Consider the following 13,653-nt stretch of genomic DNA (forward strand, 5'->3'; position numbering starts at 1 on the left):
TCAGCACTTGACACCTGATACCCCAAACGCACTGCGGCCCGTCATTATTTGACGGGCCGCAGTGCGTTTGGGCGTAGGGCCAAGAGGTCTGACAATGACAGTGATAGCCTAGATCATCACTCGCGCATCCAGCGTCACATCAGCCGTAAAAGCCAACATGCCACTTATTGGCCGATGAACAGGATCGGGAATCGCGGCGTCCGTCGACTCCTCCGCCAGTAGCTCTGGATAAGCACGCGCCCAGTCAGCCAGCTCCGCTAATCCATCTCTTAAGCTGACATGAGGGCGAAATCCGCTCAATGCCTCGAGCGCCGTGGTATCCGCCCAAGTACGCTCAACATCACCTGCCTGCATCGGCAGCCACCGTTTGCGTGCTTTAAGCCCCAATGCATCCTCTAGCCCACTGATGAAGTCCCTCAGCGCGATGGGCTCGCCGCGGCCGACATTCAATACACGTGAGGGCGCCGCATCCACCTCACGAGGTGGCGGCAGATCTATCAAGCACCGAATGCCTTCGACGATATCGCTGATATGCGTGAAATCACGTGCCATCTGGCCGTGGTTATAGACATCGATCGCCTCACCCGCCATCAGCTTGCGTGCAAATCGTAACGGCGCCATATCAGGCCGGCCACGCGCGCCATAGACGGTAAAGAAACGTAATCCAGTGACTGGCAAGCCATAGAGATGTGCATAGCTATACGCCATCAATTCATTGGCGCGCTTGGTGGCCGCGTAGAGTGATAATGGCTTCGCACCCGCCTGCTCTTCCGTCAATGGCTGACGGGCATCGTCGCCATAGACAGAGCTACTGGAGGCATATAGCAGATGACACGGACGCGCAGCACGACAAGCTTCCAGGAGATTGACGAAGCCGACTAGATTGCTATCCACATAATCATGTGGCTGGCTGATGGAGTGACGCACGCCCGCCTGTGCCGCGAGATTGACGACCACATCGAAGCGTTCGTCCTGCATCAGTTGCATCAGGGCGTCGCGCTCGGTGAGATCCATCTTCACGAAGCGAAAGCTGCCCGTCATCTCCGATTGGTTCGGCTTGCCTGCCAATGCTTCCAATCGAGTCAAACGATGGCTTTTCAGCGCCAGCGGGTAATAGGGATTGAGATTGTCGACTCCCACGACATGCACGCCTTCTTCCAGCAGACGCTCACACAACGCAGCCCCGATAAAGCCGGCGGCACCGGTAATCAATATCTTCATGCTCCCTCCTTGTCGTGTAACCGCGAGCCCAACGCCTGTGCAGGAATGGCGATCAGCTGATGACGTCCTTGATGAAAGACCGGCGTGCTGTCGAGTGGTGAAGAACTTCCGATAGCGACGCTACCGGCAGTGTGTGTCTGGCACCAGGACTGCATGCCGAGGAGAGGGTCTCTCCCCTGAAACGATGAGCCATCCAGCGCCAGACACTTGGCAGCATCAATCAATAGCCAGCCATCGGGATGCGCGTGCTGCCAGTCACTCAATTGCTGTGGACTACGGCTCACGGTATCCAGAGGCTGGGTCAGCCGGCCTAGAAACTGATACGTCGCCTGATAGTCATTGGCCACGACTGCCACCTGCTGCCCCGCTTGCTGACGTGCATTCACCCACTGCGCCAATAAGCCTTGATCCAAGCGCGGCCATAGCGGACGCAGTGTCAGTGTCAGCAGGCAGGTCACCAGCAGCAGACTTCCCAGCACTAGCCGTCGCTGAGCATTCAGCTGTATTGCCAGTGATACTGCTTCTGCCTCGTGCCACGGCCATAACCACAGCATCAGCAACATCAGCAGTCCGCCCGCCAACACGCAGGCCAGACTGCCAGAAGTTGACGCCACCAGCGCTGAGTCAGCTGGCAGCAATGTCAATGCCGGCATGACCAGTACGCCCAACACCAGACTTGAGGCAGCAAGCGCACCACACAGCATCGCCAACAGCCTCAGCGAGGTACGTGCAGCCGGCTGGCGCAGCGCAGCCCATGCCATCAGCAAACTCATCGGCACCAGTAGCGGCATCAGATAATGAATCTGCTTGCCGGAGATCAGTGAGAACACGGCCAACCCAGCAAGACTCCAGACGCGACACATGCGTAACAGTGGGTGCTCATGATCCGGACGCTGCGAAATAGAGGACAGCAACCCCTCTACCAGCAGACGCGGGCGCAAACTGAAAGGAAAGATCAACAGCGCGAGCCAAGGCAGATACCACCACAGCGGACGCGCATGATCTTGCGCCTCCATGACACGATTCGCCGTCTGCCCCCACAGCAAGTCCTGCACATAACTGGCAGGGCCATCAAGCACGGCAGGCACCAACCATAGACACAGCACGCCCAGCCCCAGCAGCAGACTGCCCAGCCAGCCACGCCATTCAACCGCCAGCACTTGCCGCGCGGGTGCCTGCGCCCACCAGGGTCGACTGCCAACCACCAATACGAACCACAGCAGTGCGACCGGCCCCTTGGCGAGCAAGGCCAATCCCAGCCATAGCCCGCTTTCCAGCACATCGCGACGTGCCATTGACACGTCACCCTGCGGTGAACACCACGGGCGTAGCGCTCCAAGCAGACAACTCGTCAGTAGTACATCGAACATCAGTGCCTGGCTGTAGAGCATCCACATCAGGCAGCCCGCCAAAGTCCAACGCGATAGCCGTATCCACTGTTCGCGGCTCGCCAGTGCTTCGCCTGTAGGCACTTGCTGGTTCAATGCTATCGGCCACAAGGTGCGTGCCATTCGGCCCAGTTGCCAGATACCCAGCAGACTGACCAGCGGCATCACCAACTTCGGCCACCAGTCATTGACGCCAAACAGCGCCCAGCCAGCGTGAATCAGCCAGAACAACAGCACCGGCTTGTCGGCATAGGGTGTGCCGTTCATGGTCGAGACAAACCACTGACCGTTGTGCCACATCTCCCACGCTACCGAGACGTAACGTGTCTCATCGATCGGTAGATAAGGTCGCGCCAGTACACCGGCTATCAACAACACTAACCACAATGCCCATGACAGCCGCTCATTCTCGACAATCCCTCCCAATCCAACCCAGACACTTCTTGTGGGACGTGACTCGGCAGCATGAGAAATGGATGAAGAGGAGGTAGATGACGACAGCGGTGCCGAGCCAGCATCGCGTGTCTGCTCATGACGCTTCATTGATCACGCTCCTGCACTTGCGTCTGACTTGAGGGCTGGGTTCGAGCACGTGTTGAATGTCGTGCTGGCAACCCGATCAAGCGCGCGGCTTCATCCGAGACGGAGGTCGGTGCCAGATACAGCGGCGCTGCCTCAACATCTCCCAGGCATGCCATTGCGGCGGTACCGGGCAACAGCGCCCAGTGCTCATCCGGCTCGCTGAGCACTACCGCTTGGGTCGCATCGAGACAAGCATTGCGCGCGAGTACCTTCGGCGTCAGCAGGGTCCAGCGTGTCTCAGGCTCGGCCTTTAGCCAGGCAAACAGCCGAGCAAACTGAGCAGCGTCCGGCGTCTTGTAGCCGAAGTGCCACACCGGCTGCTGAGCCTGCAAGATGTACTGCTCGCGGAAGTCCGGGATGGCCAGCGCTTCGAAGTGACTCTGCTCAGCCACCTGCGACATCAGCACGGCCGGGTTGCGTACCGGGTCCATCAGACGTGCGCCCCAAGTGCCCCATAGCCCCCAGAACATCACTAGCCACAAGCCCAGTGCGAGCAATCCACCGCGCGGCTTGAGTCCTACACAAAGTGCCAGGCCGCTTGCCCCCAGCAATCCCCACCAGCCCCACGGCACCAGCCCTTCCTTCTCGGCAAGATGCGTCAGAGCAGGTAGCCCGAAGACACCGAGAATCGCCGCCAGCAAGAAGATGCTCGACAACAAGGCACACAGACCAAAGGCCAGTCGAGCGAGGCCAAGGCGGCGTGACAGTCCCGGCAGCAACGGCGACAGGCCGATGACCAGCAATGGCAAGGCGGGCAGCACGTACACACCACGCTTGCCTGGCGATAGCGAGAAGAACACGACAATCAGCAGTGCCCCCGTCAACGGCAGCAAGACCCGCAAGTCACGTCGTGCAAAGCGACGTAGAAGTGCCTTTGGCCACCACGGCAATGTCAGCAGCAATGGCATCCATGCCCAGGGAATCACGCTGGTGATGAAGTAGTGCCACGGCTTGAGGTGATGCCAACTTTCGGTATAACGCTGGGCAGTCTGCTTGAGAAGAATATTGTCGCGGTAGGCCGCAAGTTCAGGATTGGAAGAGATCAATGACATCACCAGCATTGGCCCTGCCCAAGCCAACGGTGCAAGCAGCAGCCACCCCAGTCCGATCAGCAACTGGCGCGGTGATAACCGCCCAGTACGCTGCCCGCCACTACGCCAGCGTGATGAGCGACGCATCGTCATTAGCCACAGCGGCAGCATCAACAACGGCAAGAAACCGACGCCCTTGGTGATAATGCCCAGCCCCATCGCGAAGCAGCCCAGATAGAAATAGCGCGGGCCATCATTCAGCAGCGCATGACGCAACATGCCCCAGGTGCCGAGCAGGATGAAGGCAGTGACCAGCATATCGATCTGCGCGGTACGCGCCTGCAACACGAACTGCAGTGAGGCGATCAGCCACAACCCGGCGATAAAAGCACTACGACGACCGTGCAGACGCCGGATGAGATCCACGCTCAGCCCGAGCGTCGCAAGCCCACCAAGCAATGATGGCAACGCAAAGCCAAGGCGGATATCGCCGGTGAGCCCTGTCGCCAAACCACTCAGCCACATGAAAATAGGCGGCTTGTCGGGATACAGTTCACCGGCACGATGCGGCAACCACCAATCGCCGGTCACCCACATCTCGAGCCCATTGAGCGCAAAGCGGGGCTCATCTGCTGGCCACGGCATCCGCATGCCGAGTCCAATCGTCGAAACCAGCAGGTAGAGCAACGTGAGGCTCCACCACGGATGACGCATCAGCTGATGATAGAGACGCTCAGATACCTCGCGGGAGGGTGCTGTCTGCCCCTGCGCCCTCATGCCGCGCCGTCCTTGTGTTGTACGGCGTCATCCTTGTGCTGACTGGTCTCTTGTTGGTCAGTCTCTTGCTGAGTCTTGCGATCACGATTGATCAGGCTCAGGTTGCGCAGGTAGATGAATAGCCCTGCGCCCTGCCCTGCGATGAACACCGGATCTTCACGATGGATGGCATAGGCCAGCAAGGTCATGCCGCCCGCCAGCGAGAACCACCAGAAGGCACGTGGCACGATGGAGCGGCGTGCCTTTTCACTCGCGAGCCACTGAATGATGAAGCGCGCTGAAAATAGTGCCTGGCCTGCAAAACCAATCGCGACCCACCATGGATTGACGTCCATTAATTCGCCCCTGACTGATGAAGCGTCAGGCCATCTGCAGCCATGTCAGTCTCTGTGGGGGCCGCAGCTTCAGCGTCAGCAAGGTCTTCAGCGTTACCTGGCATGATGCCACGCACAGGACCAAGCGCCTCGGAGGCTGCGTGGCCTGACGTGTTCTGCAAAGGCGACGGCAGCTGCGAGCGGCGTACTAGCCACATCACGCCAACAATGTCGCTGATACCGACCCATAGGCGATCAAAGAATCCGTACTTGGAGACACCGGCTACACGCTCACGATGACGTACCGGCAGTGACTGCACCTGCCCCCCCTGTGCACGCACCAGGGCCGGCAAAAAGCGATGCATGTGATCGAAGTACGGCAGGCGCAGGAAGACTTCGCGACGAATCACCTTGATGCCGCAGCCGGTATCGGGCGTGTCGTCATGCAGCAGTGACTGGCGGATGGCATTGGCAAGACGCGACGATATGCGCTTGATGGCGTCATCGCGGCGCTCGGTACGGTGCCCTGCAACCAGGTCCAGCCCTTCAAGGCTCGCCAGGCTCAGCATATCGGGCAGATCGGCCGGATCGTTCTGACCGTCACCATCCAGCGTGGCAAGCCACTCACCACGCGCCAGCCGTGCGGCCTGCCACACTGAGGTGCTCTGCCCGAAGCTGGTGTCATGATGAAAGGGGCGCAGGCGCGAGTCATCAAGCGCCGCATCCTTGAGCCAACGCCAGCTGTCATCGCTGGAACCATCGTCGATCACGATGATCTCGTAACGCTTGCCTGCCAGTGCAGCGTGCACTTCAGCAACCAGTCTCGGCAGGTTGTCACGCTCATCGCGCCCTGGAATCAATACTGAAATGCCACCATTCAGAGAGTCGTCGTCAGACGACGTATGGCGGGGGCAGGCCATGGTGGGTGCGGTAGATGGATTCATGTGACGACAGAGACTCCCTGATGCGTGAGTGGCTACTGTGAGGTCTTGGCATTAAGACAAAATTAAATGTGCACTGGATGACATTGAACTCAGCCTTCGATAATTCTCCACCGACGATGGTTCATCTTCATGGCAATATAAAACGCCCCGTCGGAATCACCGACAGGGCGTTTTATATATAGCGAACGTTAATATCACAGAGAATGACGGACAGCGCTTACCTGGCTTGTCTTTCAGCCATGCGCACTCTCTTTCTGCCAGTGCTCAGCTGCCCACTCGCGACGCTGAGCCAAGGAATGAAAGCTCCAGGCGACGAAACGGCTTATTTTCTGCCCTTGAGACATCTCGATCACTTTCACCTCACTCGCGCCACTGTTCGCCAGAGCTCGTTTGATCGCGGGCAAGCTGGCCGAATGTGCTACCAGCGAGCTGAACCACAGACACTGTCGAGAGAAGCCACAGCTCTCCTCTATCATGCGTGTGACAAAGGCCTCCTCGCCGCCTGGACACCACAGCTCGGCAGCCTGACCGGCAAAGTTGAGCGCTGGTGCCGCGCCCGGAGAGACGCTCCGAGAGGCGTGGCGATCAGTGTTTGCGCGCCCACGTTGACCACGCTTACTCCCTTTTGCGCCTCGCTGTTGGCGTGACTTGTCCAGACCACGCCACTTACGCTCGGCCTCACGCGCCATATCAGCTTCGCTGGCGTGGAATGGCGGATTGCACAACACAAGATCGAAGCGCTCATCTTGCGCCCAGATACCCGTGAAGTGGCGCTGTTGATTCGCCTGCAGGCGCAGTTCAATCTGGCCATGCACAAGAGGATTGGCGCTCACGGTCTGACGTGCTGACTCGATGGCTTGCACACTGACATCACTGCCGACCATCTGCCAGCCAAAGCTGCGATTCCCCAGCAGCGGATAGATGACATTGGCACCGACACCAATATCCAGCGCCTTGACCCGCCCACCCTCAGGCAATATGCCAGCATTAGCTTCAACCAGCAGGTCTGTCAGGTAATGCAGATAATCAGCACGGCCGGGAATCGGTGGACACAGATAGCCCGCCGGAATATCCCAGTGCGCGATGTCGTAATAGTGAGCCAACAAGGCGCGATTGAGCGCCTTGACTGCGAGTGGATCAGAGAAACTGATCGAGTCACTGCCTGCTGGCGTCTGGATAACGAAGGGAGCCAACGCCGGGCTGGCGCTGACAAGCGCGGCCATGTCATAGCGTCCACGATGCGGATTACGTGGGTGTAGCTCGCCTTTCACGACAGCCTGCTTTCCCTTGATTGCTGTCTGCTTGCGCGCTTGTGATGAGCCATCACCAGACTTTGCGGGCTGAACACCAGAATGATCAGTAGCAGAAGTAGTGGGAGAACGACGGGGGGGCGAGCGCATGACAGGATTCCGAGCGATGGCAATGGCCGGCCATATTACCAGAGCCAGCCATTGCCATCGCTCGGTTCAATAAAATCAGGGGTGACTCAAGGATGTGGCTCAAGAGAGATCGCTGCAGATCATCAAAGCACGCCCGGGCTTGCCCTGGGCGGTATCCGTACGACGTGCAGCGCTACGGCTGGCGATGGGACGTTCGATCGACAAGGGGCAGTTACCGCAGTATCCGAGGCACTCGATGCGATAACGTACGCAGCAGACCTTGCGCGGCGTGTGCCGCTCGCCATGCCGGTCCATGACGGTACTGACTGGCTGATAAAGCGGATTGCGACGGCCATCCGCCAGCACACGGGTCGCCATCAACTGACGGGCCGGTGCTGCCTGCTGCGCCCAGCCCTGCTCTTCCATCATCCCGACAACATACACGAAGTAATGGGCTGCGTTACTCCAGAACACCTTGGCCCCCAATGAGGTGTGCGGCACTAGCCGTGCAATGACGGCCTCAAGCTGAGCGAGATAATGCCCAAAGCGCGCTTCCAGCATGGCAAGCTCATCAATTCCCGCCGCCATGATGGCTGGTGTGAGGCTTTCGCCCTGGCCGGCAGCATCGTCCAGTACCAGCTGAGTGACGACGCCGTTGTCCCCCAAACGCAAGGACAGATGGCGAAGCTCCAGCGGTAGCTGATGATCCAACAGTAAATTTGCAGCCAGTGGCAACGACACCATCGAGGACAACAGATATTTCGACCACTGTGATAGCAGTGCGCGTTCATCCGGCGCCTCCGCGCCCTGCTGCCCCTCGTACTGCATGCCATGTGCAGCGATACAGGCCGAAAGCCAACCGGGGCTCAGCACTTCGCGCGCAGGAATCAATCCGTCCAGAGACTGTGCTTCATCCGCCTGTACGCGAGCGCAAGACGTGATGAGATCACGATAGGCCGCCAGAGGGCCGGAGTAGAGTGGAGAAAGCGCGTCGATCATCGGGGGGCTCGCAGACGTGAAGAGACGGACGTTGCCTCACATCTTAACGAAAACTATTAGCATTTGCATATTAAAATCACCTGATGGAAAACGGAAGGACATTAACGCCTGCCACAAGTGACCATCATGACCTCTCATCACGTTCCAAGCGACCATCGTTGCACAGCCGCCGCCGCACCCAGGCATCGTAATAACGGGTCAGCAGCGGCTGGATCAGAGGACGAGTGATCAGCCAACCAAGCGGCGACATGCCAGGGATACGAGCCAGCAGCAAACGATAGGCAGGCATACCGTCTTCAATCTGGCCGACAGCCGTCTCGACATGCAATGACAACAACGCCTGCTGAAGCGAGATACCCCGTGCTTCCAGATAGCGGGCGTGATCGGTGGCATCCCACCATTCCACACTCGAGTCTTGGCGCGTCAGGCGCTCATAACGGGCACGTTCACGCCGACAGACGGGGCAGCTGGCATCGTAATAGACCTTGAGCGTCGGTCTGGTCGTAGTGTCTGAAATACGCCCCCCTTCTAAATCAGCTAATCGCTTACCTTTTTTCGTGAACCCAATGCGAGCTACTCGATTTCGACTACGAGGCGGCACCAATCTTGTCGGAATATTCTTTATCTTCATAGCGATGCAGCGGCGCATCATCACTACAGTTGGGAGTGGTCTGGAAAGTCTTGCGTACATCCAACAGTCCAAGACTCTGAATGGTACGGCGCCCCAACAGCACAGGATAATTCATGCCGTCACGATCACGCAGGCTGAACTGTTCTTCATAACGCTCGCCGCCCATGCATAGCGTCATCAGCACCACCGGGCGCTTGTCCCGCCCACCCGCGCCAGAGACCGTCAAATCACGATACAGCGGGCGCTCGAAGGACTTCTCGTCCTGATCACCCGTCGCTTCATCCTCGACCTCGACGTCAAAACGTACCCATTCCTCATCATCACGTTCGAAGGTCTCGATATTCTCGGCATGCATCGAGGATGTCAGCGCCCCACTGTCCAATTTTGCCTTTACCATCGCGCCCCATGGCTCAATGGTCGCTTTTTCCACCCAGCCGAAGACCTTGCCGCCATCGGCCTTTGCTTCACTGGCTTGCGCGGGTGCACTTATCAGCATCACGCCTGCCAGCAAGCCGAGACTGGTCGCGCCCATGAGAGTACGTGCGGTACGCGAGAAAGGTAAGACAGTGTGTCTGGACATCGTGATTCCTTGGCAAGAAGAGGGTAGCCCACATCAACGGAGGCTCATCATCAACGATGGAGGCTTAAGCGAAGGTTAACAAGCCATGAAAGGCACCATCTGACATGTTATCGCACCGGTACGTTGCGTTTGTGCCCCCTTGATCTCTCGCGTCTTGTCCATCAGGTATCACTGAATGCCCTGATATTGACTCGCTGACATCAGCGCCGGGCCATCAACACCAGGACAACAGCGCCATGTCATCCATGCAATACCATCAGAATACCCGATACGACAGGAGGACTCATGCAATCCGCGCTACGTGATCTACTTTCCGACTGGAGTCTGTTTCTCGGCTGGTTACTGCTCATGGTGCCGTCACTGGTCTGGGTACTCCGGGACCTGACCTCCAGCAATGCTCACCTGGCGCCGATGATGAAGTGGGTCTGGGGGCTGACCACTCTATATTCCGGGATAGTGGGCCTTCTCGTCTATCGCTTCGCCGGACGCCGCCAGATCGCAGACAACAGTGATGCACGCAAGGGACTGAGGAGCGTCGCGCACTGCTATTCGGGCTGCGGACTCGGGGAATTCGTGGGGGTTGTGCTAGCGGTGGGTCTGCTGGCACTGGGCAACTTCGCGACGGCGATCATCACCTTCCTCTTCGCCTACCTGTTCGGCTTCCTGCTGACCGTCGGCCCGATGCTTCAGGCCGGCAGCGATGACAAGCGCAAGGTCATCCAGGATGCGTTCAGAAGCGAGACCGCCTCGATCTTCGTCATGGAGCTGGTGGCCATCTCGGTCGACCTGTGGCTGGGAGGCAGTTCAGGCATGCATGACGCCCTGTTCTGGAATTCGATGGTCATCTCGCTGAGCCTCGGCCTGCTCGCCGCCTGGCCCGTCAATGTCTGGCTGGTGAAGCGTGGCATCAAGGGAGGCATGGCCGACCCACGCGAGACGGACCCGCATGCCCAGCATCACGCTCACTGCTGAGCCAGTCGTCGTGACGGTGGCTTGCTCTGCACTGCTTTCACACTTTCCTCGTGCTGCTCTTGCGACGATCTCGCACCGCTTTCTTGAGGGAGCGGACATGAAAAGGCCCCGCCGGTGGACACCGGCGGGGCCTTGCGGGCTATCGTCTCAATGGCTCATGCCACGAGATCTGCCTTGATGCACAGCTCCGTCAGACGAACTCGCCATTGTGATGGACCTGCTGCACGTCTTCGCAGTCGTCCAGCATCTCGAGCATCTTGTTGAGCAGCTCGGCGTCTTCACCGCTGATCTCGGTGTGAATCTGCGGGATGAAGCTGATCTCATCGACTTCAAAATCGAGATCTTCACCGAAGAGGTCGGTCAGTGCGCCCTTGGCCTTGAAGTGCTCGGTGGTCGGCGTCAGTACAGTGATGATGCCGTCATCGAGTTCGATGTCGCTGACATCGACGTCAGCTTCCATCAGTGCCTCGAGCACCTTCTCCTCGTCGTCTTCCGCGCCCTTGAAGGACAGGATGGCGCGGTGATCGAACATGTGCGAGACCGAGCCCTGGGCGCCCAACTTGCCCTTGCCCTTGTTGAAGCAGGTACGCACTTCCCCGAAGGTACGGTTGTTGTTGTCGGTCAGGCAATCGACGATGACCATGACATTGCCCGGCCCGAAACCTTCATAGCGCGCCAGCGTAAAGTCTTCACCACCAGTGCCTTTGGCCTTGTCGATGGCCTTCTCGATGACGTGGGTCGGCACCTGGTCTTTCTTGGCCTTCTCGATCAGACGACGCAGACTGAGATTACCGTTGGGATCGAGCCCACCGCTCTTGGCCGAGACGTAAATCTCGCGACCATAACGTGAATACACGCGCGCCTTGTTGAGTGAAGTACGCGCCATCGATTCTTTACGGTTTTGGAATGCTCTTCCCATGCAAGTCGACTCTTGTTCGCCCTGAATTCAAATGTCCACGCGACATGGTCGCGGAACCTGAGGCACCCAATGGCTCGAAAGCCACAGATACATCGCTGTCACGAATAATAACGCAGACAACGTCGCGCGTCGCCATCGATAGCGGGTCTCACGCGTTCAGCTCATCGCACCGCTCTGACCAATACCGCCTTTGCTGATCAACAGTTACAGGCAATTGGTCGGTTTAGGCAAGCCAGCAATGCGCGCCCCTACCTTCGGCGGACTATCCGGAAATAACCGCATCAGGTGTAATGAGCGCCCCTTGTCAGCGCCAAAGCGCTGAGTCATGGCCTTGGTCAACGGACGCATCGCTGGCGATAACGAAAAACGTTGGTAGAAATCGCGCAATACCTCGATCACCTCCCAGTGTTCAGGAGTCAACTCACGGCCTTCTTCCGCAGCCAGCCGCTCGGCCAGCGCGGGGCTCCAGTCCTCGAGATCCACCAGATACCCCTCGGCATCCAGACCGATCTCACGCCCGTCGAGAGAAAGCGTATGTACCGTTTCACTGCTGGCCATTGCTCATCCTGATGATTCGTTCCACTCAAGAAATGACATGCGGCATGCCTGTCCGGCTGGCGTGACACATCGCGCCGCTCAGAACCAGGAGATCGTCTTGTCCGCAGCCTCGGTCAGCGCGACGAAGCCATCCACGTCCACCACGATCACGCTCTCGCTACAACGTCCCGACAGGCCACGTGACTCGAGATCTTCACGCAAGGCAAACAAGCGACCTTCCAGTCCGGCCAGATAATGCCCCGCACTGCTGAGCGCACCATTGACACCGTCTTCAATCAGCAACAGCTGATCTTCGGAGCCCATGGCATTGAGCACATCTTCATAAACACGACTGGAAAACGGCGAACGATTGAGCAGGTGAAGATTCATGCAGTTATTCACGACATTATCCATATGATTCTCCCTGCATACGCTGCTGACATCCCAAGAAGCATATCAGCCAACAGCATCGTAAAAATGTCAGAAACTGAGCACACGTGAGAAGCATTGCGTCAGTGCCACTACATCGGCATGTGCCAGCACCGTCACTGGCAGGAGAGAGACATCATTTTCACTCAACCCACGCCGCTCTAGCGCCGCAGCATCGACATAGCAGCGCTCAACATCATACATTTCCAATGCTGCCAGCAGATTATCACTCCCCTTCTGCCCCAGTGCTCCGGCCTGTTGTCCCTCCAACAGGGCCAGAACACCCTCCCCAGTAAACAACAACCCGACTTCACGCCCGAAGGCGGCAGCGACCATGGCTGCCTCAAGCCCTTCACGCAGCCAGCTGCTGCCATGCGGCGCATGACGCAGAATCACCAGCAGCTCACCAGGTGCCAAAGACTCCCCAGGGCTCACAATGCCCATCTCATCACTCATATGTCTTGTCGCTCATATCGTGTCATCCACACCTTGTCCCGTAACGCCTTCTCGCCTCAGGCAAAGGTGATCAGATGATCGTTTTCAAGCGTGGCCTCGACCAGCTGCCCAAGCCCTGTCAGCTCGAAAGGCGCCTCCAGCGTATAACCCTGCTTACCATGACGCGTGGCTTCGCGCTCATCGAGCAAACCTCGTCGCAGCGCTGCTGCAACACACACCTGCAAGCGCGTTTCACCCTGCGCAGCAAGGCCAAGCCAGCGATCACGCAGATGCGGTTCGTCCTGTGGCGGGGCCATCATCGAAGCCGCGTTGTATACACCATCATGATAGAAAAACACGGTGGTCAGCTGATGTCCGCGCGCTAACAGTGCCTCGGCAAAACGCAGTGCGGAGTGACTAGCCTGCTGACTATAAGGACCGCCATAAACGGCCAGAGCATAACGCATGAAGACCTCGACTGGGCTGCTCATGGAGATAGGTATTCTAACGTGTGT

15 protein-coding genes are annotated in these 13,653 nt (G+C 58.3%); 1 reads left to right on the forward strand and 14 read right to left on the reverse strand.

Annotated elements, in window-relative coordinates:
• Positions 1 to 108: 108 nt before the first annotated feature.
• The 9 genes from CFN46_RS00090 to CFN46_RS00130 form a co-directional block, all read right to left on the reverse strand.
• Positions 109 to 1,221 (reverse strand): SDR family NAD(P)-dependent oxidoreductase, encoded by a 1,113-nt coding sequence (locus CFN46_RS00090; RefSeq protein WP_088742387.1) that lies wholly within the window; start codon positions 1,219 to 1,221, stop codon positions 109 to 111.
• Positions 1,218 to 3,152, reverse strand: a complete 1,935-nt coding sequence (locus tag CFN46_RS00095) for a glycosyltransferase family 39 protein (protein WP_088742388.1) — start codon at positions 3,150 to 3,152, stop codon at positions 1,218 to 1,220. Before CFN46_RS00095 ends, CFN46_RS00090 begins: the two co-directional genes overlap by 4 nt.
• Complete coding sequence (locus CFN46_RS00100; protein WP_088742389.1) at positions 3,149 to 4,999, reverse strand: glycosyltransferase family 39 protein; 1,851 nt, start codon at positions 4,997 to 4,999, stop codon at positions 3,149 to 3,151. The genes CFN46_RS00095 and CFN46_RS00100 overlap by 4 nt, the downstream gene beginning before the upstream one ends.
• Complete coding sequence (locus tag CFN46_RS00105) at positions 4,996 to 5,334, reverse strand: lipid-A-disaccharide synthase N-terminal domain-containing protein (protein WP_024953227.1); 339 nt, start codon at positions 5,332 to 5,334, stop codon at positions 4,996 to 4,998. The genes CFN46_RS00100 and CFN46_RS00105 overlap by 4 nt, the downstream gene beginning before the upstream one ends.
• Positions 5,334 to 6,257 carry a glycosyltransferase family 2 protein gene (locus CFN46_RS00110; RefSeq protein WP_254918366.1) on the reverse strand — a complete coding sequence of 308 codons (924 nt, stop codon included), beginning with the start codon at positions 6,255 to 6,257 and terminating at the stop codon, positions 5,334 to 5,336. The genes CFN46_RS00105 and CFN46_RS00110 overlap by 1 nt, the downstream gene beginning before the upstream one ends.
• Before the next feature lie 233 nt (positions 6,258 to 6,490).
• Complete coding sequence (gene rlmF, locus CFN46_RS00115; protein WP_024953229.1) at positions 6,491 to 7,657, reverse strand: 23S rRNA (adenine(1618)-N(6))-methyltransferase RlmF; 1,167 nt, start codon at positions 7,655 to 7,657, stop codon at positions 6,491 to 6,493.
• A 99-nt stretch (positions 7,658 to 7,756) separates the two neighbouring features.
• The gene (fhuF, locus tag CFN46_RS00120; protein WP_024953230.1) at positions 7,757 to 8,635 is read right to left on the reverse strand and encodes a siderophore-iron reductase FhuF; all 879 of its coding nucleotides are present in this window, start codon (positions 8,633 to 8,635) and stop codon (positions 7,757 to 7,759) included.
• A 124-nt stretch (positions 8,636 to 8,759) separates the two neighbouring features.
• The gene (locus CFN46_RS00125) at positions 8,760 to 9,326 is read right to left on the reverse strand and encodes a DCC1-like thiol-disulfide oxidoreductase family protein (RefSeq protein ID WP_345917451.1); all 567 of its coding nucleotides are present in this window, start codon (positions 9,324 to 9,326) and stop codon (positions 8,760 to 8,762) included.
• Positions 9,223 to 9,762 carry a RimK/LysX family protein gene (locus CFN46_RS00130; RefSeq protein ID WP_246116591.1) on the reverse strand — a complete coding sequence of 180 codons (540 nt, stop codon included), beginning with the start codon at positions 9,760 to 9,762 and terminating at the stop codon, positions 9,223 to 9,225. Before CFN46_RS00130 ends, CFN46_RS00125 begins: the two co-directional genes overlap by 104 nt.
• A gap of 369 nt (positions 9,763 to 10,131) precedes the next feature.
• Between CFN46_RS00130 and CFN46_RS00135 the strand changes: the two genes are divergently transcribed.
• A complete protein-coding gene (locus CFN46_RS00135) occupies positions 10,132 to 10,818 on the forward strand; it encodes a DUF4396 domain-containing protein (protein ID WP_088742390.1) in 687 nt (228 codons plus the stop codon).
• Between the two features lie 190 nt (positions 10,819 to 11,008).
• On the opposite strand, the gene CFN46_RS00140 is transcribed toward CFN46_RS00135, so the two are convergent.
• From CFN46_RS00140 to tusD, 5 genes are all read right to left on the reverse strand, one after another.
• Positions 11,009 to 11,737: a YebC/PmpR family DNA-binding transcriptional regulator gene (locus CFN46_RS00140; protein ID WP_024953234.1), complete on the reverse strand. Its 729-nt coding sequence runs from the start codon at positions 11,735 to 11,737 to the stop codon at positions 11,009 to 11,011.
• Positions 11,738 to 11,941: 204 nt separating this feature from the next.
• Positions 11,942 to 12,295 carry a TusE/DsrC/DsvC family sulfur relay protein gene (locus tag CFN46_RS00145; protein ID WP_088742391.1) on the reverse strand — a complete coding sequence of 118 codons (354 nt, stop codon included), beginning with the start codon at positions 12,293 to 12,295 and terminating at the stop codon, positions 11,942 to 11,944.
• Positions 12,296 to 12,373: 78 nt separating this feature from the next.
• Positions 12,374 to 12,688: a sulfurtransferase complex subunit TusB gene (tusB, locus tag CFN46_RS00150; protein WP_246116581.1), complete on the reverse strand. Its 315-nt coding sequence runs from the start codon at positions 12,686 to 12,688 to the stop codon at positions 12,374 to 12,376.
• 66 nt (positions 12,689 to 12,754) lie between these two features.
• Entirely contained in the window at positions 12,755 to 13,147 is a 393-nt protein-coding gene (tusC, locus tag CFN46_RS00155) for a sulfurtransferase complex subunit TusC (RefSeq protein ID WP_088742669.1), read from the reverse strand.
• A 68-nt stretch (positions 13,148 to 13,215) separates the two neighbouring features.
• Positions 13,216 to 13,605, reverse strand: coding sequence for a sulfurtransferase complex subunit TusD (gene tusD, locus CFN46_RS00160; protein ID WP_088742392.1), 390 nt, complete (start codon positions 13,603 to 13,605; stop codon positions 13,216 to 13,218).
• Positions 13,606 to 13,653 lie beyond the last annotated feature (48 nt).

The organism is Cobetia sp. QF-1 (assembly GCF_002213105.1).
GTDB classification, from domain to species: domain Bacteria; phylum Pseudomonadota; class Gammaproteobacteria; order Pseudomonadales; family Halomonadaceae; genus Cobetia; species Cobetia crustatorum.